General features: G+C 38.2%; 23 protein-coding genes. 4 read left to right on the top strand and 19 right to left on the bottom strand.

Annotated elements, in window-relative coordinates; all coding sequences use genetic code 11:
* Window positions 1-2: 2 nt before the first annotated feature.
* The 8 genes from K3T81_RS07520 to K3T81_RS07550 form a co-directional block, all read right to left on the bottom strand.
* A complete protein-coding gene (locus K3T81_RS07520; RefSeq protein ID WP_238019159.1) occupies window positions 3-902 on the bottom strand; it encodes a RecT family recombinase in 900 nt (299 codons plus the stop codon).
* Window positions 902-1,075: a DUF6906 family protein gene (locus K3T81_RS19645; RefSeq protein ID WP_420830800.1), complete on the bottom strand. Its 174-nt coding sequence runs from the start codon at window positions 1,073-1,075 to the stop codon at window positions 902-904. The genes K3T81_RS07520 and K3T81_RS19645 overlap by 1 nt, the downstream gene beginning before the upstream one ends.
* The gene (locus K3T81_RS07525; protein WP_238019160.1) at window positions 1,075-2,589 is read right to left on the bottom strand and encodes an ATPase; all 1,515 of its coding nucleotides are present in this window, start codon (window positions 2,587-2,589) and stop codon (window positions 1,075-1,077) included. The genes K3T81_RS19645 and K3T81_RS07525 overlap by 1 nt, the downstream gene beginning before the upstream one ends.
* Window positions 2,590-2,592: 3 nt before the next feature.
* Complete coding sequence (locus K3T81_RS07530) at window positions 2,593-2,778, bottom strand: hypothetical protein (RefSeq protein WP_238019161.1); 186 nt, start codon at window positions 2,776-2,778, stop codon at window positions 2,593-2,595.
* A 183-nt stretch (window positions 2,779-2,961) separates the two neighbouring features.
* Entirely contained in the window at window positions 2,962-3,201 is a 240-nt protein-coding gene (locus K3T81_RS07535) for a hypothetical protein (RefSeq protein WP_238019162.1), read from the bottom strand.
* Between the two features lie 14 nt (window positions 3,202-3,215).
* Window positions 3,216-3,425 carry a hypothetical protein gene (locus tag K3T81_RS07540; RefSeq protein WP_238019163.1) on the bottom strand — a complete coding sequence of 70 codons (210 nt, stop codon included), beginning with the start codon at window positions 3,423-3,425 and terminating at the stop codon, window positions 3,216-3,218.
* Window positions 3,426-3,505: 80 nt separating this feature from the next.
* A complete protein-coding gene (locus K3T81_RS07545) occupies window positions 3,506-3,775 on the bottom strand; it encodes a hypothetical protein (protein WP_238019164.1) in 270 nt (89 codons plus the stop codon).
* Window positions 3,776-3,787: 12 nt separating this feature from the next.
* The gene (locus K3T81_RS07550) at window positions 3,788-3,970 is read right to left on the bottom strand and encodes a helix-turn-helix domain-containing protein (protein WP_238019166.1); all 183 of its coding nucleotides are present in this window, start codon (window positions 3,968-3,970) and stop codon (window positions 3,788-3,790) included.
* Window positions 3,971-4,303: 333 nt separating this feature from the next.
* On the opposite strand from K3T81_RS07550, the gene K3T81_RS07555 reads away from it, so the two are divergent.
* The 3 genes from K3T81_RS07555 (at window position 4,304) to K3T81_RS07565 (ending at window position 6,425) form a co-directional block, all read left to right on the top strand.
* Window positions 4,304-4,726, top strand: coding sequence for a helix-turn-helix domain-containing protein (locus K3T81_RS07555; protein WP_238019168.1), 423 nt, complete (start codon window positions 4,304-4,306; stop codon window positions 4,724-4,726).
* 10 nt (window positions 4,727-4,736) lie between these two features.
* Window positions 4,737-5,153, top strand: coding sequence for an ImmA/IrrE family metallo-endopeptidase (locus K3T81_RS07560; protein WP_238019170.1), 417 nt, complete (start codon window positions 4,737-4,739; stop codon window positions 5,151-5,153).
* A gap of 90 nt (window positions 5,154-5,243) precedes the next feature.
* A complete protein-coding gene (locus K3T81_RS07565) occupies window positions 5,244-6,425 on the top strand; it encodes a tyrosine-type recombinase/integrase (RefSeq protein WP_476703940.1) in 1,182 nt (393 codons plus the stop codon).
* A 55-nt stretch (window positions 6,426-6,480) separates the two neighbouring features.
* On the opposite strand, the gene sirA is transcribed toward K3T81_RS07565, so the two are convergent.
* From sirA to K3T81_RS07585, 4 genes are all read right to left on the bottom strand, one after another.
* Entirely contained in the window at window positions 6,481-6,942 is a 462-nt protein-coding gene (gene sirA, locus K3T81_RS07570) for a sporulation inhibitor of replication protein SirA (RefSeq protein ID WP_238019172.1), read from the bottom strand.
* A gap of 340 nt (window positions 6,943-7,282) precedes the next feature.
* Window positions 7,283-9,289 (bottom strand): transketolase, encoded by a 2,007-nt coding sequence (tkt, locus tag K3T81_RS07575; protein WP_106896725.1) that lies wholly within the window; start codon window positions 9,287-9,289, stop codon window positions 7,283-7,285.
* Between the two features lie 133 nt (window positions 9,290-9,422).
* Entirely contained in the window at window positions 9,423-9,656 is a 234-nt protein-coding gene (locus tag K3T81_RS07580) for a DUF896 domain-containing protein (protein ID WP_036572956.1), read from the bottom strand.
* A gap of 209 nt (window positions 9,657-9,865) precedes the next feature.
* A complete protein-coding gene (locus K3T81_RS07585; protein WP_238019174.1) occupies window positions 9,866-10,504 on the bottom strand; it encodes a YneB family resolvase-like protein in 639 nt (212 codons plus the stop codon).
* A gap of 287 nt (window positions 10,505-10,791) precedes the next feature.
* Between K3T81_RS07585 and lexA the strand changes: the two genes are divergently transcribed.
* Complete coding sequence (gene lexA / locus K3T81_RS07590; protein WP_036572960.1) at window positions 10,792-11,415, top strand: transcriptional repressor LexA; 624 nt, start codon at window positions 10,792-10,794, stop codon at window positions 11,413-11,415.
* Between the two features lie 97 nt (window positions 11,416-11,512).
* Here lexA and K3T81_RS07595 read toward each other — a convergent pair whose 3' ends face one another.
* The 7 genes from K3T81_RS07595 to hflX form a co-directional block, all read right to left on the bottom strand.
* On the bottom strand, window positions 11,513-12,793 hold the full coding sequence (locus K3T81_RS07595; RefSeq protein WP_238019176.1) for an amidohydrolase: 1,281 nt from the start codon (window positions 12,791-12,793) through the stop codon (window positions 11,513-11,515).
* Between the two features lie 15 nt (window positions 12,794-12,808).
* Window positions 12,809-14,320 carry an AbgT family transporter gene (locus tag K3T81_RS07600; protein ID WP_238019177.1) on the bottom strand — a complete coding sequence of 504 codons (1,512 nt, stop codon included), beginning with the start codon at window positions 14,318-14,320 and terminating at the stop codon, window positions 12,809-12,811.
* 58 nt (window positions 14,321-14,378) lie between these two features.
* Window positions 14,379-15,809: a M20 family metallopeptidase gene (locus K3T81_RS07605; RefSeq protein WP_238019179.1), complete on the bottom strand. Its 1,431-nt coding sequence runs from the start codon at window positions 15,807-15,809 to the stop codon at window positions 14,379-14,381.
* Between the two features lie 346 nt (window positions 15,810-16,155).
* Window positions 16,156-17,493 carry a type I glutamate--ammonia ligase gene (glnA, locus tag K3T81_RS07610; RefSeq protein ID WP_238019181.1) on the bottom strand — a complete coding sequence of 446 codons (1,338 nt, stop codon included), beginning with the start codon at window positions 17,491-17,493 and terminating at the stop codon, window positions 16,156-16,158.
* A gap of 91 nt (window positions 17,494-17,584) precedes the next feature.
* Window positions 17,585-17,959, bottom strand: a complete 375-nt coding sequence (locus K3T81_RS07615) for a MerR family transcriptional regulator (protein ID WP_036576294.1) — start codon at window positions 17,957-17,959, stop codon at window positions 17,585-17,587.
* A gap of 134 nt (window positions 17,960-18,093) precedes the next feature.
* Window positions 18,094-19,338: a methionine gamma-lyase family protein gene (locus tag K3T81_RS07620; RefSeq protein ID WP_238019183.1), complete on the bottom strand. Its 1,245-nt coding sequence runs from the start codon at window positions 19,336-19,338 to the stop codon at window positions 18,094-18,096.
* Window positions 19,339-19,347: 9 nt separating this feature from the next.
* Window positions 19,348-20,583: a GTPase HflX gene (gene hflX / locus K3T81_RS07625; RefSeq protein ID WP_238019186.1), complete on the bottom strand. Its 1,236-nt coding sequence runs from the start codon at window positions 20,581-20,583 to the stop codon at window positions 19,348-19,350.
* Window positions 20,584-20,672: the final 89 nt, after the last annotated feature.

The raw sequence follows: 20,672 nt of genomic DNA on the forward strand, positions 1-20,672 counted from the left end.
ACTTAGTCGAGTGTTTCATCATCAGAAGCCTGCGCTTGTGCTTCTTGCATTTCTAGGTGTACGTCCAGTAATTCGATTAAGCCAACTAGTTCAGCCTCAGTTGCCGGATCACTCATCTTGACGTTGTTGTCTTCAACGTATTTACCGATCTTGGCATTAGTTGTTATTCCAAGCTGTTTGAATTTCTGTTTCATTTCTTTTCTCAACTTTTGGAGCGGATCTTCTTCTTTAGGATTGTCTTCTGGTTGATCAATTGTATCTGGGTTTGGAGTAATATCTTTGCGCTCCTTTGGTTTGTATCCCTGAGCACCTTGCCCTTCCCCGTTGTTAATCGTTTCATCGTCAAACTCTAGACCGTATTGCTTCTTAAGAGCACGTTGCTGAACATGCTTTCCAAACATATCTGCTGTCCATTTCTTCCAGTTATCTTTGTTTTGGCCAGTAAACATATGATCCACTTCCGTAATATCCATAATCACTGTAACTGGTCTGTGGTCATCTCTATAAGCAATAGAGTATGCGCCAATGATCTTCCCTCGAGGGAAACCAATTTCATGCTGCACAACTTCCATTTCTTTGGTTTCTTTGTTCATAGCAATTTTAAATTCGTCATTCTCATGAACCATCTGCGTATCTGGTGGCTGGAATCCTTCTTTTTCTCGAGCCTTAGAAAGGTAAGCTTCTGCAGCAAACTGGATGCGTGCTGTGTTGCCATACTTGATAAAAAAGATTTCATTTTTAAATGGATCAAGTCCATAAGATGCAGCCTTATGTGCAAAGAGTAGAAACTCCTGATCGTTTGCTGTTGGAGCAATTGAACCCCTTATTACTTCTAAGACTTCTGGTTTGAATGCTTCCTGAATTTCTGGTGTGATATGTGCTTGTAATTGGTTATTTGCCATTACTGATTTCCTCCTAAATGAATATTTTTGCTGTTGCCAGTTTCCCTATGAACAACTACTAACCGTTGCTCGAGATGCGCAAGATCCTTTACTATAAGCCAGTTGTTCGGGTTAAGCTTTTTGGATGTTAGAATGTCCTTGTGTCTGCGGGTGGGCTTTTTTCCGTGTTTCATTACTCTTCAACCTCAATTGTCAATTCCTGACCTGCCACTACTCGACTAATGATCAGCTGACCAGTTGGTTCTTTGAACTTGGTAATGGATTCAGCGTTATCTACAAATACTGGAGCAACTAGATCACTTTGTTCGGATAGCACTTCTCTAAGTTCTAACCCTGCTCTAATGCCTTCCGATAAAGAAAGCTTGCGATAACCTTTGCCATCCATTTCAATCTCAAAGTCTGGCTTAATGTCCCCGTTCTTCTGCTCTTTAAATAGATTAATAGATAAGATGTCAAACAAGGCTTGTACCTTTTCAGCTTGCAGCTCTGCTTCTTGGGCATAGAATGCTTTAATGCTGTCAATAATGAAGATGGACTCATTGAGCGAATCAAGTGTATCTTTCTCAGCTGTTTGAGCTTCTTCCAACTGTTCTTTAAGTGCTTCGATCTGTTTATGCTTAATGATCTCCTGTTGGATTGGAAAACGTTTGTCTTCCAAATCGCGAACCTGGTTAATCTGTTCCGTAACGTCAATGTATTCCAGTTCTTTTAGCTGCTCTCTTAATGCGTTGCGCTTTGCAACTAAATTTGCATGCTGTTGTTTATACTCTTGTGTGCGTTTTTCTTTATCTTTTTCTACAGCCTGCACAGCTTCATCATCTAACGGACGTTTACAAGTACGGCAAGTATCTTCAATTACTTCATTCTTAAGCTTTGGCCAGCGTTCCTTAGACATAGCAACCTGATCCGTAAGAGCCTTCACTTGTGATTGAAGATTGTTATATTCTCGGTTGCTATCACCTGCAGAGTCCGTAACCTTTTCAATTTCTTTAATCTGTTTAAGCAGCTGACTATCTTCCACCTGCAGAGATTCTAAAGGCACGGTTGGAGCGTTGTTCTCATATTGCTCTTTAAGCGTTTTGGTGCGACTCTGTGCAGCAATATACATTTTTTCTAACTTGGTCTTGTTCTCACGATGTATTTTTTCTAGGTCGGTCATAGAATGTTTCTTAACCAGTTCAGCAAGTTTTTCTGCTTGTGCTCTAGGCAACTCCTTAAACACTTCTTTATTTGCTGGAGCTGATACATACTTTAAAAGCATTGGTCTTTGCTCCTTAGTTGGGTGCAGCGTAAAAAAGTAATTTGGATTGTACAGTGACAAGAAAAGATCTTTATCAAATAGTTTATCCAGTAACTCGTTATAATCCGTTGCTTTGCTTGGAACCTCGTTAATGTAGTAAGTTGCCTTACCTTTATTTAGAGATCGTCCTAGCAAAGTTTCCATCCCATCAACGCTTAGCAATAGTGAAACCAATGTTTCTTCTGCTTCGTAATTACTAGGAAATGGGTCGAATTTGGTAGACCCCATTAAGTCTGTACCGTATAATAACCATGTAACAGCTTCTCCAATGGAGCTTTTACCTTTTGTGTTGTCACCAGTGATTACCGTGCGCTCGCCAAAGTTTACGGTTAGTTCCTGGTGGCTTTTAAAATTTTGTAGAGTAAGAGATTTAAATTTTATATCCATTCATTAAGACTCCCTTCGATAAATGATTAATGCATCTGCTACCATTTCTTCTTCATTAGCACTTGCGCTAAATTTAATGTCAATGACCTCAACATCTGCATTTATTACAAGCCATTCATTAATTTTTGCATCTATAATTTCACCTGATATTTGCTTGACTCCAATGCTTCCAGCTACTCCTAAATCCAATTAACTCACCTCCCCTTAAATGATTAATGCCAGGAACAATCCGACTGCTATTGCTCCGATTAAGCTTGATCGTTTCATAGATTCTCACCCCCTTTCAGTAAGTAACTAATAAATGTCTAATCCAGATAAGAACAATTACGAACAACACGTTATAGAACCAATCAGCAGCCGTTAGCTTTTTCATCAGAACCAATGCCTTTGAGTGTATTCTGCAGAAGCAATTTGTTCGCTCTTTATCTTCTTCTCATGAAGTGCAAAGAGCTCATTAAATGAATGTTCTATTTGAAATACTGCATTCTTCTTTAAGTCTTGATTGGCAGTCTCTGCAGCTTTTAATCCATCAAGGCCTGCATTCATTAGATTTTCAATATGATCTAAGACCTTAGGCATGTCCTCCATCTTGTAATGATCTAGTAAAGCCATTTAGTTTCCCTCCCTTATATATCCCTTGCATAGCTTATTTCTCGATAGAGCTTCATAACTTCTGGATTGTGATATGCATAAGCAGTTGAGTAACGCATTGGAATGTTATAGCACTGTTCCATGTCTGTCATTAATACTGCTAGGCGTGTTGTACGAACTGGTTCTTTGCCTTTCTTTATTTCCTTGAAACGTTCACGGAAGCTTTCTAGTTCTTCATGCTTCATTCGTCTGCAGCTCCTCTCATTCGATAATTTGTTTCTCTTTTGAAAATGAGTTATCGTAACGTCTACCCACGTTTTATTTTTCACCACTCAGATACAATTTCCTCGATTGCTTTAAAGGTAGGTTGTGCAAGCCACCACCGTTTTCGATTTTTCTTGCGTTCATGAACTCTGATTCTTGGATCACGTAGAATTTCTTCTTCTAAATACCTGACTGACATGCAAGTTAATTCGGAAAGCTTGTTAATGTCTACCAATAGCAATTGCTGATTAATTTGCTTCTCCAATTCACCTTCGATAAACTTTTGAACTGCTTTTTCATCAATACTTACTTGTACTTGTGCGGGAATCACGCTACATTCCTCCTAGATACCCAGGATCTTTTTAATGTGTTTAATATGTTCTTGTGCTTTTGGACCAGTTCTCTTTCCGTTAAGAATATCGGATAAATAAGGTCCGGATATCCCTAATACTTTTGCTAATTCAGCGTGCTTCATTTTCTTCTTATAAAGTTCTGAACGAACTCGAATACTTAAGTCCTCTGACATGATTTCACCCCACTTTTATTTAGTTACACCTTCGTTGGCTAGGTGTCACAGCGCATAATTAAACTTATGGCTAAATAATTAGCAAAAACCATTGACAAATATTAAAACTAGTTTTAATATAAAGCCATAGCTAAATAAGACTTTAAAAAGCCTGCAACATCACATTTTACCTGCTCCCCAGCATTGAAAATGTATTTAGATAGGTCGAATTTTTTATTGTCTTTTTGCTAATCAAATAGCTTACCTAGAGTATATTAAATCTAGTTTTAAAAGTCAACATCAAAATAAAATCTAGTTTTAACTTTAGGAGTGCCAAGGAAAGGAAACATTGATATGACGGCTTTTGACCGCTTAAAAAAACTTTGCGATGAACAAGGTATTTCAGTAAATAATCTAGAAGAAAAACTTGGAATTGGTAAAAATTCTTTATATTCTTGGAAGAAAAATATTCCTAAAGGAACAAACCTAATCAGGGTAGCCGACTACTTTGACGTATCCACTGATTACCTACTTGGTCGTACAGATAAGAAAAGATATTATGAACTTACTGATAAGGACGAAAGAGACATACAGAAAGAATTAGAAAACATTTTAAATGATTTTAACAACAGTGGTTTCGCCATGGCAGATGGAAGTACGCCTGATGAACTGGATCCAGAAGATAGAGAACTATTATTAGCATCCTTAGAACAATCACTTCGTATAGCAAAGAGAATTGCGAAGAAGAAATTCACCCCTAATAAATATAGAGACTAGGAGTGGGCTTGTGGATATTAAAAAGAAGGTTGATCAACTAGTTAGGACACACAACACCAATAACCCATACGTGATAGCTGAAGCAATGGGTATAGTGGTTAGACATGTCCCACTTGGTAATATTTTAGGATTCCATACTAGACAGTGTCGTGTTTCTCTTATTCATGTAAACGAGTCATTATCTACTGAGCAACAAATATTTACTTGTTCTCATGAAATGGGACACGCCATTTTACATCCAGAAGTTAGCACACCATTTTTAAAATCTAGTACCTATTTTTCAAATGAAAAAATTGAAAAAGAAGCCAATGAGTTTGCAATAGAATTATTGCTGTCTAAAGAGGTTGTTAATCCTATAACGGTTCAAGATGCAATTGAGTCTTATCGTATACCTAAACAACTTCTTTATAAAAAAATTTACCCTTAAAACAGAACAAGCATTCTTATTTTAGGAGGTGATGCAAACCGTTTGTCCCCCAAAAAACGTCTACCCACGTTAGAAAAAGGGATGATTAAATTGAAATTAAACAAGTCAAAAAAGGATCCAGAAGTATACTTTTATATCGGTAAAGATAAAGAAAAGTTATGGATGTATCGACATAAGTATTATGATGATTCCGGAAAGCGTAAAGAGAAGAAAAAAAGCAGCTTTAAATCTGAAAAGGAAGCAATTAAAGCACTATTAGAAGTCAAGTCTGAAACTATTAAAGGAAACACTCGTCAAGTTCAGTATGATCGAATGACTGTATCAGAATGGATTGATATTTGGTATGAAACTTATAGTAAAGATTGGGAGATAACGACAAGGGTCCAACGAAAGAAATCTATAGATAAACAGATCAAACCGCGTATTGGAAAATATACCCTTCAGAAGTTAGACAGGACTACGTATAAAAGAGTTTTTATAAATGGTCTGCTTAAAACTCACAAACCCAGTTCTGTTCAATGGCACCATAATGTGTTCATGGGAGTTGTTAACGCAGCAGTTGATGATGAAATACTTTCCCACAACAAATTTAAAAAGATGGGAATTGAGAAGGATGAAATTCTTGAAAACTTCCTCACTCCTGAAGAGTTAAGTATTTTTCTCGAAACTTCTAAGAAGCGAAATAACATAACTGCTCATTCAATGATTTTGTTGTTGGCTTTTACTGGGTTACGTCAGGGGGAAGCTTTTGGATTAAATTGGGGAAATATTGATCTAAAAAAGAAAACGATAACTGTAGATTGTACTAGAGATAATCATGGCCTGAGAACCCCTAAAACTAAAAACAGTTATCGAACTATTAAAGTCGATGATCTTATTATAGACCAACTCCTAGCATACCAAAAGTGGTGTTTAGAAACAAAATTCCAATATGGTATGAAGCTTGATAAGAAGAATGATTATGTATTTATATCAAACCAAAGTGGAGCCCCTTGTAGTTACATGGTTTTGCAACATGCCTTTAAATCAATATACAAACAACTAGACAAAGATGAAATTAAAATTAATCACATAACACCTCACGGATTAAGGCACACACATGCAACGATCTTAATAAACAATGGTACGCCACCAAAAACTGTCGCTAAACGTCTTGGAAATAATGTAGATATGATATACAAAGTTTATTCGCATTCTACCCAGGAAGTCGAGGAAATAGCAGTTAGTGCATTCACCAATCGTCTATTTGGGGCTAAAACTGGGGCTAATTAACTTAGGTTAGCCCCTCAACCCTTGTAGCATAAGGGTTTTAACGGCTGTTATCGAATTAATGATAAGAATACAATACTTGTCCACTTTTTGGTTCACGTATACGAATAACTGGTGATACCCAGCCATATTGCGCTGTATTTTCTCCAATGATAAAGAAGGTAGAGTCAATCTCCCGTAATATTGGAAACAATATCTCTTCAGCTTCCAGTATTGTTTCACAACGAAATTTTAAATGTTTTTCACTTATATGTAAAGGAATATTAGTCGAATTTTTATATAATCGTAAAAAATCTCTTGTTTCGTATGAAAACATCGTTTTATCCAGCTTCTCTTCTACGATCTTACAGAACTGTGTTCCAGGAAAAGGATAGGTACTATAGTCATATTGCATTTGTAGCTCCGGTCTTTGCTGACATTCTTTCTGATAATGTTTTATAAAACGATAAAGAATATCACTTTTATGGAAGTAATGCCAAGAAAACTCTTCCTTCATCCGGAATACAGTATATTCATACATACTAAACTTCCCCCTTTTCCTTCTATTATACGGAAAGAAGCTTTAAAATAATGTCGGTTCATCGGAGATATTTTAACTTGTTTTGTCGAGAAAAGTTTATAAATATACAAAAGCCCTAATACCACTAGAAAGTTCTCTTTTTAAAGCTCTTAAAAGAGTTAAGATTCGTAATTTATATATTAAAAATTAGAGTAATTTTAGATCGACTGAACGTATGGTAGTCTTATTCTGTGAACTATCTCAAACAAAAAAACAGCATACCAATCCTAATGCGAATTGGTATGCTATTTCATTTAGTTTTTCTCGACTTAAAATGGATTATTCATCCTAAAAAATCAAGCTATTTTGTTAGTGATTCTACATGTTCTACGACATTCTCTACAGTAAAACCATATTCTTTTATAACTCTATCACCATTAGCTGATGCACCGAATCGGTCAATGGCAATAATTTTTCCATGGTCACCTACATAACGATCCCAACCGAATGATGCTGCCATTTCAATTGCTACTCTGTTTTTGACAGAAGAAGGTATAACTTTTTCTTTATATGCTGCATCTTGGGCATTAAAACGATCCCAGGATGGCATGCTTACAACGCGAACGTCAATGCCTTTTTCTTTAAGGGCTGTTTGTGCAGAGACAGCCAACTGTACCTCAGAACCTGTCGCTAAGAGCAATGCATCTGGGGTTTCTTTGGTAGCATCACTTACAACGTATGCCCCTTTCTTAACACCTTCATATGCATACTCTTTTGTCCCTTCAAGAGTAGGAAGGTTTTGACGTGTAAGCACAAGTGCGGTAGGTTGATTGGTTGATTCAATTGCTAATCTCCAAGCCGCTTGTGTCTCATTAGCATCCGCTGGGCGAATTAATGACAAGCCAGGCATAGCACGTAAAGCTGCTAATTGCTCAACTGGTTCGTGCGTCGGACCATCTTCTCCTACTGCGATGGAATCATGTGTGAATACATACGTCACAGGTGCATTCATAATGGAAGAAAGACGAACTGCTGGACGAAGGTAATCACTAAATACAAAGAAAGTACCCGCATAAACCTTCAATCCACCATGAAGAGCCATTCCATTTAATGCTGCGCCCATAGCATGCTCCCGTACACCAAACCAAACATTACGACCTGCATAATTTTTTCGCGTGAAGTCTTCTTCGTCATTCATGGTTGTTTTATTTGATCCTGCTAAATCCGCACTTCCACCAAAGAAATTAGGAACAGCTTTAGCAATAGCGTTCAATACTTTTCCAGAAGAAGCACGAGTTGCAAGGGTGTCTTTTCCTGCTTCAAAGACAGGTAGAGATTTTTCCCAATCAACAGGCAGTTCACCTTTCATAGCTAATTCAAATTGCTTTGCCAATTCTGGATACTTTTCATTGTATGTTGCCAATAAAGCGTTCCATTTATCTTCTGCTTCAGCACCTTGTTTCCCAATTTTTTCTTGGAAATCTTCATACACTTCTTCTGGCACATGGAAGTCTTGTTCATAGGTCCATTTATAATAATCTTTAGTTAGTTTCACTTCGTCTGCACCTAAAGGAGCACCGTGAGAAGAAGCTGATGCTGATTTATTAGGAGAACCATAGCCAATAATTGTTTTCACTTCAATAAGTGTTGGTTGATCAGTATTCTCCTGTGCTTGTTTAATCGCTTTTCTTAATTCATTTACATCGTTGCCGTCTTCAACGCGAATTACTTGCCATCCATATGCTTTAAAGCGTTCTTCCGTATTTTCAGAGAAAGATTGGTTAAGATCGCCATCCAAAGATATATCGTTGGAATCATATAGTGCAATTAGCTTACCTAGACCTAAATGGCCAGCAAGTGAAGCAGCTTCATGTGAAATACCTTCCATTAAATCTCCATCACTTACAAGTGCATAAGTGTTGTGATCGACGATCTGTAGATCTTCCTGGTTAAATTTCGCAGATAGATGTGCTTCAGCCATCGCCATCCCAACTGACATGGCAATCCCCTGACCTAGTGGACCAGTTGTTGCTTCTACACCGTCTGTGTGATGTACTTCTGGATGGCCTGGTGTCTTAGAATCCCATTGACGAAATTCTTTCAAGTCATTCATCGACACGTTATAACCAGATAAATGAAGCAAACTATATAGAAGCATAGATCCATGGCCTGCTGAAAGAACAAAACGGTCTCTATTAAACCATTTTGAGTTTTTAGGATTGTGGTTCATGAAATCAGTCCATAGCGTGTAGGCCATTGGAGCTGCTCCCATTGGAAGTCCAGGATGACCAGAGTTCGCTTTTTCGATTGCATCAATAGATAATGTACGGATTGTAGTAATTGAATTTTGTTCTATGTTGTTTGACATATTGTTTAGCCCCTTTCAAAGATAACTACTGGTTGTTTCCTCCTCATTCTATAACGAAACCCATCCAGGAACAAGTTAAAACGGATAGGCTTCCTTATAAAAGGGCTGATTTTTGTCGTAGTATGGTACAAAATTAGTGTTTCTTATTTCTCTCTTGCAAGTCTTTCACTTTTTTTGGTGTAACATCGTTTCCTTTAGGATCCACAACTGTCATGGATTTAAACTGGTTTTTAAAAGAGCTTCTTACATTGTTTAGATATTCTTCACGGAGCTCTTTTTGTTCCTGCTTCTCTTTCTCAGTTAAACCTGTATCTTTAGCCTTTTTCGCCAGTGAATTAATTCGCTCAATTTTATCCTGAGATAACATGGCTTTACCTCCTTTTCAATTATCTATTACACAAGTCTGAATACCCCTGGGATTTTACAAACTTCATCGTCGTAATTGTGCCAATGTTTTCGGCTGTCTAAGATCTTATTAAGCTTTATCTTTTAAAAAACTATTTTACGTCTGAATACAACAAAAAACAAGAGCCATTAGCTCCTGCTTAGTTATTTTACGCCTATTAAGGCTTATATTCAAGTATCTTGCAGTTCCTTATACCTCCGATGGACCGTCGCTTTTGAAACAGGGTAACCCATTCCATTTAATGTACTCGTAATCTCTTCAAATGTAAGTTTTTTCTCTCTAAGTCTAACCACTTCTTCTATAGGAAAGTCAACTCTATCACGCCCTGGCGCATGATGCTGGTTTTTGAGATTTTCAGCAGGATTATACCCTTGTTCTACTGCGCGTCTCATTCCTCTTTTAATCTTTGCATTGTGAATTTTGCGTTGGTATTCTTCCACTATCCCAACAATTTGCAAAACCATAGAGTCTGATTCTGATAGTTCAAGCTTCCCATCATGCATTGCTGTATATACATCTATATGGAGCTTTTGAAGTTGATGGAACAACGCAATTTTGGTATTCCCACGCCCTAGTCTAGTTTCATCCTGGATCAGTAAGCAGTCAGCATCTTTAGCTGCAAATATATCGAGCATCTCAAATATGCCATTTCGCTCTATCTCATAGCCACTCTTCTGTTCTTCTATACAAGCTATTACATTAAAATTATAGCGTTCTGCTAATCCCGTTAGCTCTATTTTTTGTCTAGCAAGAGAGGTCTCTTGGGTATGTTTGTCGGTACTCACGCGACAGTAGATAATTGCATTCAACACGCTTACTCCTTCTTAAACCAATTAACTCGTAATCATAGTAAAGTACAGGAATCCCAGCGTCAAGGCAAAGGCAACTATATAAAACAAATCCGTTTTTGTAAGTTTACTAAACATAGTCTCATTCCCTCCTTTTCTAAATAGGAACCTTTGTTCGCTTATTTGTAATTTTAATTATAGCAGAACATATGATCCTGTCAAGGCTTTTTCTCGAACGAATGTTTGCTTTATGTGGAATCAAATGGTAAACTATTAATAATTAATCTTATGGGCGAGGTGAAAAATTTATGTCAAAACTATCAAAACGTCAGCAAATGATTTTAGACTATATTAAAGACGAAGTAACAAAAAAAGGATATCCGCCTTCCGTCCGGGAAATAGCCGAAGCTGTTGGACTTGCCTCAAGTTCTACAGTGCATGGACATTTATCTAGAATTGAAAGCAAAGGATACATTCGACGAGATCCGACTAAGCCAAGAGCAATTGAAATACTGGATTTGTCGGAAGGAAACAATATCCCTAGAGAAGAAGCTCGCTATGCTCCTGTAATTGGGAAAGTAACAGCAGGCCTACCTATTACAGCAGTTGAAAACATCGAGGAATTTATTCCTCTACCAACCACAAGTGCCGGACCTGATGATAATCTTTTCGTATTGGTTATCGAAGGGGAAAGTATGATCGAAGCAGGAATACTTGATGGGGATATGGTTATCGTAAAACAGCAGAACACAGCACAAAACAGTGATATAGTTGTTGCGATGACAGATGAAAATGAAGCAACAGTGAAAAGGTTCTTTAAAGAAAAAGACCACATTCGCCTCCAGCCTGAGAATGCAACGATGGATCCGCTTTTATATGATAATGTAACAATACTAGGTAAAGTAATTGGTTTATATCGCAATATCCATTAAATCGAGCAACGCGTAGTACCTGGTACTCGCATCTCAACAACACCAACTTATCTTTTTCTATTAATAAAAAAACAGCTACCTCGAGGGCAGCTGTTTTTTATTGTTCCATTATTACTTTGGCTGATTGGAAAAGAATGTTAACAGCAGGTAATAACGTGTCTTCTTTAATATCAAATTTTTCATTATGATGGCCTGCAGCCAGTTCTGTTCCGAATACACAGTAGGTTGCCTTTCCGCCATTTTTCTGCACTTCGTTCATAAAATAGGTCGCATCCTCTGACCCTCCTGGTGTGTTATCCTCCAGTCGACTTTTTTCAATATCTGGGGATGCTTCGGCACATTGATGGAGGATACCTGCTAGGTCCAACGAACATTTACAGCTTAGTGCCTCTCCTACTGTTTTGATCTTATGTTCTACTTGGTACATGGTAGCCGCTCCACTGACGATGGATGTGACCTGTTCTTTCACATACTCATTTATTTCAGAAGTCTCTCCTCGTGTTTCTACTTTCATGCTAGCATGGTTGGCAATAATATTTCTACCTGCACCGGCTTCAAGCTGCCCAACATTTATCCTGGTAGCTCCTCCTGAATGGCGTGATATACCATGAAGGCTTAGCACACTAGCGGCTGCTGCCAAGAGTGCATTCTTCCCTTGTTCAGGACTTCCTCCGGCATGAGCTGCTTTACCAGTATAGCTGATATCTAACTTGGAGGTCGCAAGAAAACCACTATTGGCAGCAACGAACTGCTTATGCGGAACACCGACCCCAATATGGGTAGCGACGAAATAATCAACATCTTCCACTACATTTGCTGCCGCCATAGCTTTTGCTCCTCGTGTGCCTTCCTCAGCTGGTTGAAATATTAATTTTATTTTCCCCTTAAGTTGGTCCTTATTTTCAATAAGCAGGGTGGCGAGGCCTAAACCCATCGCGGTGTGGGAGTCATGACCGCAGGCATGCATTTTCCCGTGAACTTTTGAGCTAAATTCTTCATTGCGCGGGAAATGCTCGTTACTGTTTGACTCTAAAATATCCAATGCATCCATATCAAATCGAAATGCAATGACAGAACCTTTCTTACCTGTATCTAGTGTGGCAACTATTCCTGTATAGCCTTCAGAAAAGAGATGAAGATAATCACCAATCGCCCCATTTTTTTGTGCCCATTGATAATGTTTCTTTGTTTCCTCCTCAGTTGGTTTTCCCATACAGTCTGCCTCAGACATAACTTCCTTTCCCATTTTCAATTGGAAACCAAGCTCATCTAAAATAGAGGCTACAATAGATGCTGTTCTCATTTCCAAAAAACCTGTCTCTGGATATTGGTGGAAATCTCGGCGCCACTTAATTAATTTATCTCCTAATTGTTGCATACTGCTCTCCTCCTTCTATAAGAACGGGTATATTCCTGGACCAAATGGTAGTCCTGAATAGTAAAATACTAGAATTAATATAATCCAAGTAGTTAAAAACGCAATACTATACGGTAGCATTAATGAAATATAAGTACCTATACTTGCTTTTTTATCGTATTTTTTTATAAACGCCAGAATAATAACCATATACGGGAACAATGGTGTAATAATATTTGTTGAAGAATCTGCCACCCTGTACGCAACTTGCGTAAAGGCCGGATGATAACCGAGTTGCATAAACATCGGAATAAATACTGGAGCTTCAATTGCCCACTTGGCAGACCCTGAAGTGATCAGGAAGTTCATTAATGCTGTAAATATGATATAGCCAATAATCAACCAAATACCTGTAAAATTAATATCCTTTAGATAATCAGCGCCATTAACTGCTACCCATGTACCTAGATTTGACCAATTAAAATATGCAATAAACTGGGCAATGGCAAACACTAAAACGATATAACCCGACATGTCTTTAATAGAGTCGGCCATGTAGTCTCCTACATCCTTACCAGATCTAATTTTACCTACTGTTATACCAAACGTAACACCAATTACCACAAAGAATATTAAAACGATTGGAACAATACCATCTAAGAAAGGAGAAGGAACAATACTACCATCCTCACCCCTTAACGGGCTATTTGGTAAAAGTATGATCGTCAAAATAATCGCTATGTATGCTAGGCCAGCAATAAGCGCATTACGGAACCCTTTCCCGCCATTTTTTAATTCTTCACTGTTCTCTTCTTCAACGGCTCCTCCTTTGTATTCCCCCAAACGTGGTTCAACAAATTTAGTAGTAACGAGTCCCCCAACAATTGTCATAATAAATACAGATACAATATTAAAGTACCAGTTATCTACAGGTGTGATCACCAGAGAATCGTCAAGGATGGCTGCTGCTTCCGTGGAGATTCCTGCTAACAATACATCTGTCCCGGCGATAAAGATATTTGCCGTAAATCCAGCTCCTGCCCCGGCAAAGCCTGCAGCTAATCCAGCTAATGGATGCCGTCCAACTTTATAAAACACCATCGCAGCAAGTGGTGGTATCAATACAACTGCAGCATCAGAGGCTAGGTTTCCAAGAATCCCCACAAATACCACCGTATAAGTAACTAAACTTGGAGGTGAACTCAAGATAGTTTTTCTGATGGCATAATCCATCAGTCCAACCTTCTCAGCTAGACCAATTCCTAGCATCATGACAAGAACAAGTCCCAGTGGAGCAAAACCAGTAAAGTTATCGAGCATGGAAGTTAAGATAAACTGCAACCCTTCACCTGATAGCAAATTTTGAATTTCTAGCTCTTCCCCTGTACCTGGATGCACAACAGAAGCATTAAACAAACTAAATATATAGGAAACAACGATCATTAATAATGATAAGCCAATAAATAAAATAAACGGATCCGGTAGCTTATTCCCTACCTTTTCCACCAAATCTAAAAATCTTTGAAATAAACCACGCCTCTTTTCCATAATATCCCTCGCATTCTACACTAATATTACGATCTAATTATTTGGAAAGCCTGAAAGCCTATTTCTCATGCAACTTTGAAGGATTTACACCCTCAGGAATAGGATTGCTGTATGGATTGGCTTTCTTAAATGCCTTGAATTCTTCTTTTATGTTTTGTAGGTCTTCTGGGCTGTTAAACAGCTGAATACCAGCTAAGGCCATTGTTTCTGCGGCGCGGAACATACCGTTTAATGCATAGTTTCTTAATCCTTGTGTTGTCATTTGCCATGTGTGTAAAGCAGTACCCAGCACAGAAGTGGATGCTGATAATTGAGCTGTTGGGACGACCCAGCTTACATCTGAAACATCTGTAGAACCAGCAAGAATTTCCTTGGATTCATGATAAGGCGAAATAGAGTCAGAATAATACTTACCAGCAAACTCACTACCATCTCCAACATAACCAAAACCTTTCATTGGATCTAGGAAATTTTCTTTCTCACCGTCTGTAAAGGTATTCCATAATTTCTCTGCAAAAGCATTCTCTTCATCTGTTGGCTTTTGTACCCCCACCTCGGTAAATTTTTTATATAAAATTTTCTCAAGTGAACGATTGGGAATATAATTAGAACATGCCTTATCAAAATCAATTGTTACTTCAGTTTCTGTCATGAGTGCAGCACCTTCAGCAATTTTCTTTACTCTTTGAAAAATGCTATCCACTTGTGCCACCTTTGGAGCTCTTACCAGGTATAGTACCTCGGCATTTGCTTGAACCACATTTGGGGATATCCCCCCTGTGTTTGTCACAGCATAATGAATACGTGCCTCTGGCACAATATGCTCTCGCAAATAGTTAACGCCCACGTTCATTAGTTCCACAGCATCCAATGCACTTCGACCCAAATGTGGCGTGTTTGCAGCGTGAGATGAAATGCCTTTGAATTTAAATGAAACTTGATAGTTTGCCAAGCTTGATAAACTCATAATCGCATTTGCAGGAGAGGGGTGCCATGTAAGCGCAGCATCGACGCCATCAAACACACCTTCTCTTACCATAAATGTCTTTCCTGAACCGCCTTCTTCTCCTGGACAGCCAAAAAATTTCACAGTACCTGGCAGGTTATTTTCTTCTAAGTATTTTTTTGCAGCACATGCAGCAGCAAACGCCCCTGTACCTAACAAATTGTGACCACAGCCATGTCCAATATCTTTCTCTAAAGGTTGATAACTCGTTTCATTAGGCTTCTGACTTAAGCCTGAAAGTGCATCAAACTCTCCTAGATATCCTATTACAGGCTTACCCTCGCCATATGTAGCAATAAATGCCGTTTCTATCCCAGCAACATTACGTTCAACAAGAAAGCCTTGTTCTTCGCAAGCCTTAGCAAAATAGGAAGCTGATTCATATTCTTCAAATCTTGTTTCTGGATGGTAGTAAATAAAGCTACTCACCTGTTCAAAAGTATTCCGATTGGTAGATAAATAGTTTGCAACAAATTTATTCATGTTAGTTCCCCCTTTGTTGGACTTAAAGATTGATTAACGACATGATTAATAACATTCTGAATTTTCATCTCGCAATTTAAGTCGAGAAATGTAGATTTATTTTACCATAAGTCTAAAATATTAGACAAATGAAATCGTTAGAAGCATAGGAATGTTTTGACATTTTAAACGAAAGGATAGAGTGCCTGCATTATGGGACACCTGCTCTATCTCCCTTTAATCTCTAAATCAATCAAGAATTCAAGTGTAATTTCTACAAAAATTTATTTTAAAAAATACCGCCCATGGATGGACGGTATTTTTAATATACATTTAAAATAGTTGCATACTTAAAAGCCGTAAAAGCTTAGTACGTGCTTAAATATTGTTCTCTTTCCCATGGATGCACTTGCGTTTTGAACATCTCCCATTCGATTTCTTTTGCTTCAACAAAATGTTCGAATAAGTGTTCACCAAGTGAGTTTACGATAACCTCATCTTTTTTAAGTTCTTCAAGTGCACCAGCTAATGTGCTAGGTAGATCCTCGATTCCAGCTTCTTCACGCTCTTCTTTTGTAAGAACATAAATATTGCGGTCTACGGCAGTTGGTGTTTTCATTTTCTTCTCAATTCCGTCTAGGCCTGCTGCTAGTAAGGATGATAATGCCAAGTACGGATTAGCAGATGGGTCAACACTACGCGCTTCTACCCGTGTGCTAATTCCACGTGAACTTGGAATACGCATTAGACAACTTCTGTTAGAACCGGACCATGCAATATAACTAGGAGCTTCATAGCCAGGAACTAATCTTTTATATGAGTTCACTGTAGGATTCGTAACAGCAGTAAAGCTTTTCGCATGACTGATTGTGCCTGCAATAAACTGATAAGCCGTTTCGCTTAGTTGCATATCTCCTTTTTCATCGAAGAAGGCATTTTTACCGTCTTTGAATAGAGACATATTAACATGCATCCCAGATCCGTTAACGCCGAATAATGGCTTCGGCATAAATGTAGCGTGTAAATTATGCTTTCTAGCAATTGTTTTAACTACTAGTTTAAAAGTTTGAATATCATCAGCATGTTTCACAGCATCAGAATATTTAAAATCGATCTCATGCTGTCCAGGTGCAACTTCATGATGGGATGCTTCGATTTCAAAGCCCATTTCTTCAAGTTCAAGTACGATATCACGACGACAGTTTTCCCCTAAATCAGTAGGAGCCAAGTCAAAATAGCCACCTCTATCATTTAGTTCAAGGGAAGGGTCTCCTTTTTCATCTAATTTGAAAAGGAAAAATTCTGGCTCTGTACCAATATTAAAAGCATCAAACCCTAGCTCTTCCATTTTCTTAAGGTTACGCTTTAGATTATAGCGTGGGTCCCCTTCAAATGGCGTGCCGTCTGGCTTGTAAATATCGCAGATAAAACGGGCAACTTTACCTTTTTCTGAAGTCCATGGGAATACAACGAAGGTATCCAGGTCAGGATATAAATACATATCAGATTCTTCAATGCGAACAAATCCTTCGATAGAAGAACCGTCAAACATCATTTTATTATCTAATGCTTTATCTAATTGACTTAGTGGGATTTCAACGTTTTTGATTGTCCCTAGCATGTCTGTAAATTGAAGACGGATAAACCTCACGTTCTCTTCTTTAATTTGTTTCATGATTTCATCTTTTGATAATTTCTTTCCCATTCCTTCTCCTCCTAATAATTTATATATTTGAATAAAAAATATGGTTATATAAGCTAAGCTATGTATCCATATTTTCTATACATTATTAATATTAATGATTGGTAAAGAATCTGGATAATTCACCTTGGCGCAGGTTTGTTTTACCATGTCTGCCCGCATCAGTAAGTTCTGTTCGTAAAATTTTCCGAAGTTCCTTGTCTGACAATTCGTTTGATGTTGGCTTTGGCAACACTTCTTTTGTCTCGACCATTTCCTCTTGAAGCATGAGCTTGATCCCTGCGATATTTAGGCCTTTATCTAAGAGGTCTTTGATCTCAAGTAATCTGTCTACATCATTAAAAGAAAATAACCGTTGATTTCCACCTGTTCTTTCTGGATGGATTAGATCATGCTCTTCATAATACCTTATTTGTCTTGCAGTTAGTTCTGTAAGCTTCATTACAATACCAATTGCAAATAAGGGCATGGAACGTCTATCTTGATCATTCAATTCATGACCCCCTTGTAACGAATTAGTTATATTATATGAGATGTCAGGTAATATGTCAACCTGATGTTAGGTTTTCTCACACAATTAAACTTCTACTTCTTTTTAATACCCTAACTTTTCTTTATCAAACCTTCTTTTGTCAATGTCTCCACAGCTGCTACTAGCGCTAGCTTAACATGTGAATACGTTAAGCCTCCTTGAACAAAGGCTGTAAATGGTTGTCTTAATGGGCCGTCAGCTGACAATTCAATACTTGCCCCTTGAATAAATGTACCTGCTGCCATAATCACTTTATCTTCATAACCGGGCATTTCACTAGGGTATGGAGTGACATAAGAATTCACTGGCGAGTTCCGCTGTATTTCCTGGCAAAAGCGTACCATCGGCTGCTCTTCCCTGAAGGTGACGGATTGAATAAGGTCTGTTCTTTTCTCTTGGTAGTGCGGGCTTGTCTCAAAACCAGCCAGTTCTAAAAAGCGAGAAGTGAAAACTGCACCTTTCAACGCTTCTCCCACAATATGCGGAGCGAGAAAGAAACCTTGGAACATTTCTTGAAGCGTATGAAGAGTCGCCCCCGTCTCTTTTCCTAGACCAGGTGCTGTTAAACGGTTAGCACACTGTTCAATTAGTTCTTTATTTCCCGCAAGGTAGCCACCAGCCCTTACAATCCCCCCGCCTGGGTTCTTTATAAGAGAGCCAGCAATAATATCTGCCCCCACATGCAATGGCTCTCTTCTCTCTACAAATTCCCCGTAGCAATTATCAACAAATACAATAAGATTTTCATTTATCTCTTTAACAAAAGAAATCATTTCTTTTATTTCATCAATCGTAAAGGAGGGGCGATCATCATATCCTTTTGACCGTTGAATACCTATAACCTTTGTTTGATTAGAAATAGCTTCTTTTATACCCTGGTAGTTCACCGTTCCATTTTCCCTTAAATTAACTTGGTTGTATTGGATACGGAACTCTTTTAGTGAACCTGTATTTTCACCACGAATGCCAATAACCTCTTCCAACGTGTCGTAAGGTTTGCCCGTAATGTAAAGTAATTCATCTTCTGGTCTTAAGAGTCCAAATAATGCTGTTGTAATAGCATGGGTACCTGATACAATTTGCGGCCTTACAAGCGCATCCTCGCCACCAAATACATCTGCATAGACAGCTTCGAGTGTCTCTCTTCCTATGTCGTCGTACCCGTAACCACTTGTTGAATGAAAATGGCTGTCACTAACCCGGTGTTTTTTAAAGGCATCTAGTACTCGTTTCTGATTTGTTTCTCGAACTTCTTCAATACTCTTATGGTGAATAGCACAATCTTCTTCTGTCTTTTGTATTATATCTCTAATCATGTAATGTCTTTACTCCTCTAAAAAGCCCCTTAAAGGGTGATCTTGTTTGATATAGCCTTGTAATACATACCGGTTTGTTGTTTCCTCAAACTCTTTTCGTATGATAAGTGTTTCTTGCTCTAGTCTGTTTAATTGTTTTCCTTCCTCAGGACCTAGTTGGACATTGTATGGTTTCCATATTTCTTGCAAAATCGTTTCTACTTTAGAGAGCATATTATCAATATCTTTTTGTTGATAAGCGCTCATGAAGAAGTAAGGATGCTGCATGGGGATAACTTCTTCCCCATTCAGACGGTCTTCTTTATTGTAGATAGTAAGCATGGGAATGGAACCAGCATCCAATTCATCTAAAAGCTTGATAACCGTATCTTGTTGCTGTTCCTGATCAGGATGGGAAACATCCACGACATGTAATAAAAAGTCCGCTTCTTTCACTTCTTCTAACGTGGAACGAAAGGCGGCAATCAAGGCCGTTGGTAAGTCTTGCATAAAGCCCACTGTATCGGTAATAAGCGCTTGAAAACCAGAAGGTAATTGAATTTGCCGTGTTAGTGGATCCAATGTAGCAAACAATTGATTCTCCTCAAGCGATGAACTATTTGTCAAACGATTAAACAACGTTGATTTCCCTGCGTTGGTATACCCGACAATGGCAATTTGAAAAGCTTCATTTGATTTTCTCCGTTTTCTGTATTGCTCCCGTTGACGAACAATCGTTTCTAGTCTTCTTTTAATATCATAGATTCTTCTTCTTATGTGACGTTGATCGGATTCAAGTTTGGTTTCACCTGGCCCTCTCGTACCAATACCCGCTCCCAGACGGGACATTTCAATCCCCTGACCTCGAAGTCTTGGCAAAGTGTATTCATGTTGCGCTAATTCAACTTGAAGCTTACCTTCCTTGGTCCTCGCCCGCTGGGCAAAAATATCAAGAATTAGCTGACTTCTGTCAATTATCCGCACACCAAATTCTGCCCCTAGGTTCCGCAATTGGCCAGCTGACAATTCATCATTGGAAATAACTAAATCTATACCAAATTCTGTGATGGCTTCCTTAATTTCTTGTACTTTCCCTGTACCAATATAGTGAGCAGGGTCGATTCGATCTCTATTTTGAGTCATTATAGACTCTACATTCCCACCCGCTGTTTCACTTAAGGAAATAAGCTCATCTAAAGAGGACTGGAATTTTGCTTCATTTTGTTGCTTTTTATTTACGGCAATTATAAGAATTTTTTCGGACATAACTGCATCCTTTCTTTCGATGAGTGTATTGTTTTCAGTGTTCTCGCTAGTTTTATCTTACCAAAATTGGCAATCGAGTACAAAATTGA

Source organism: Oceanobacillus jordanicus, assembly GCF_022095695.1.
GTDB lineage: Bacteria > Bacillota > Bacilli > Bacillales > Amphibacillaceae > Oceanobacillus_B > Oceanobacillus_B jordanicus.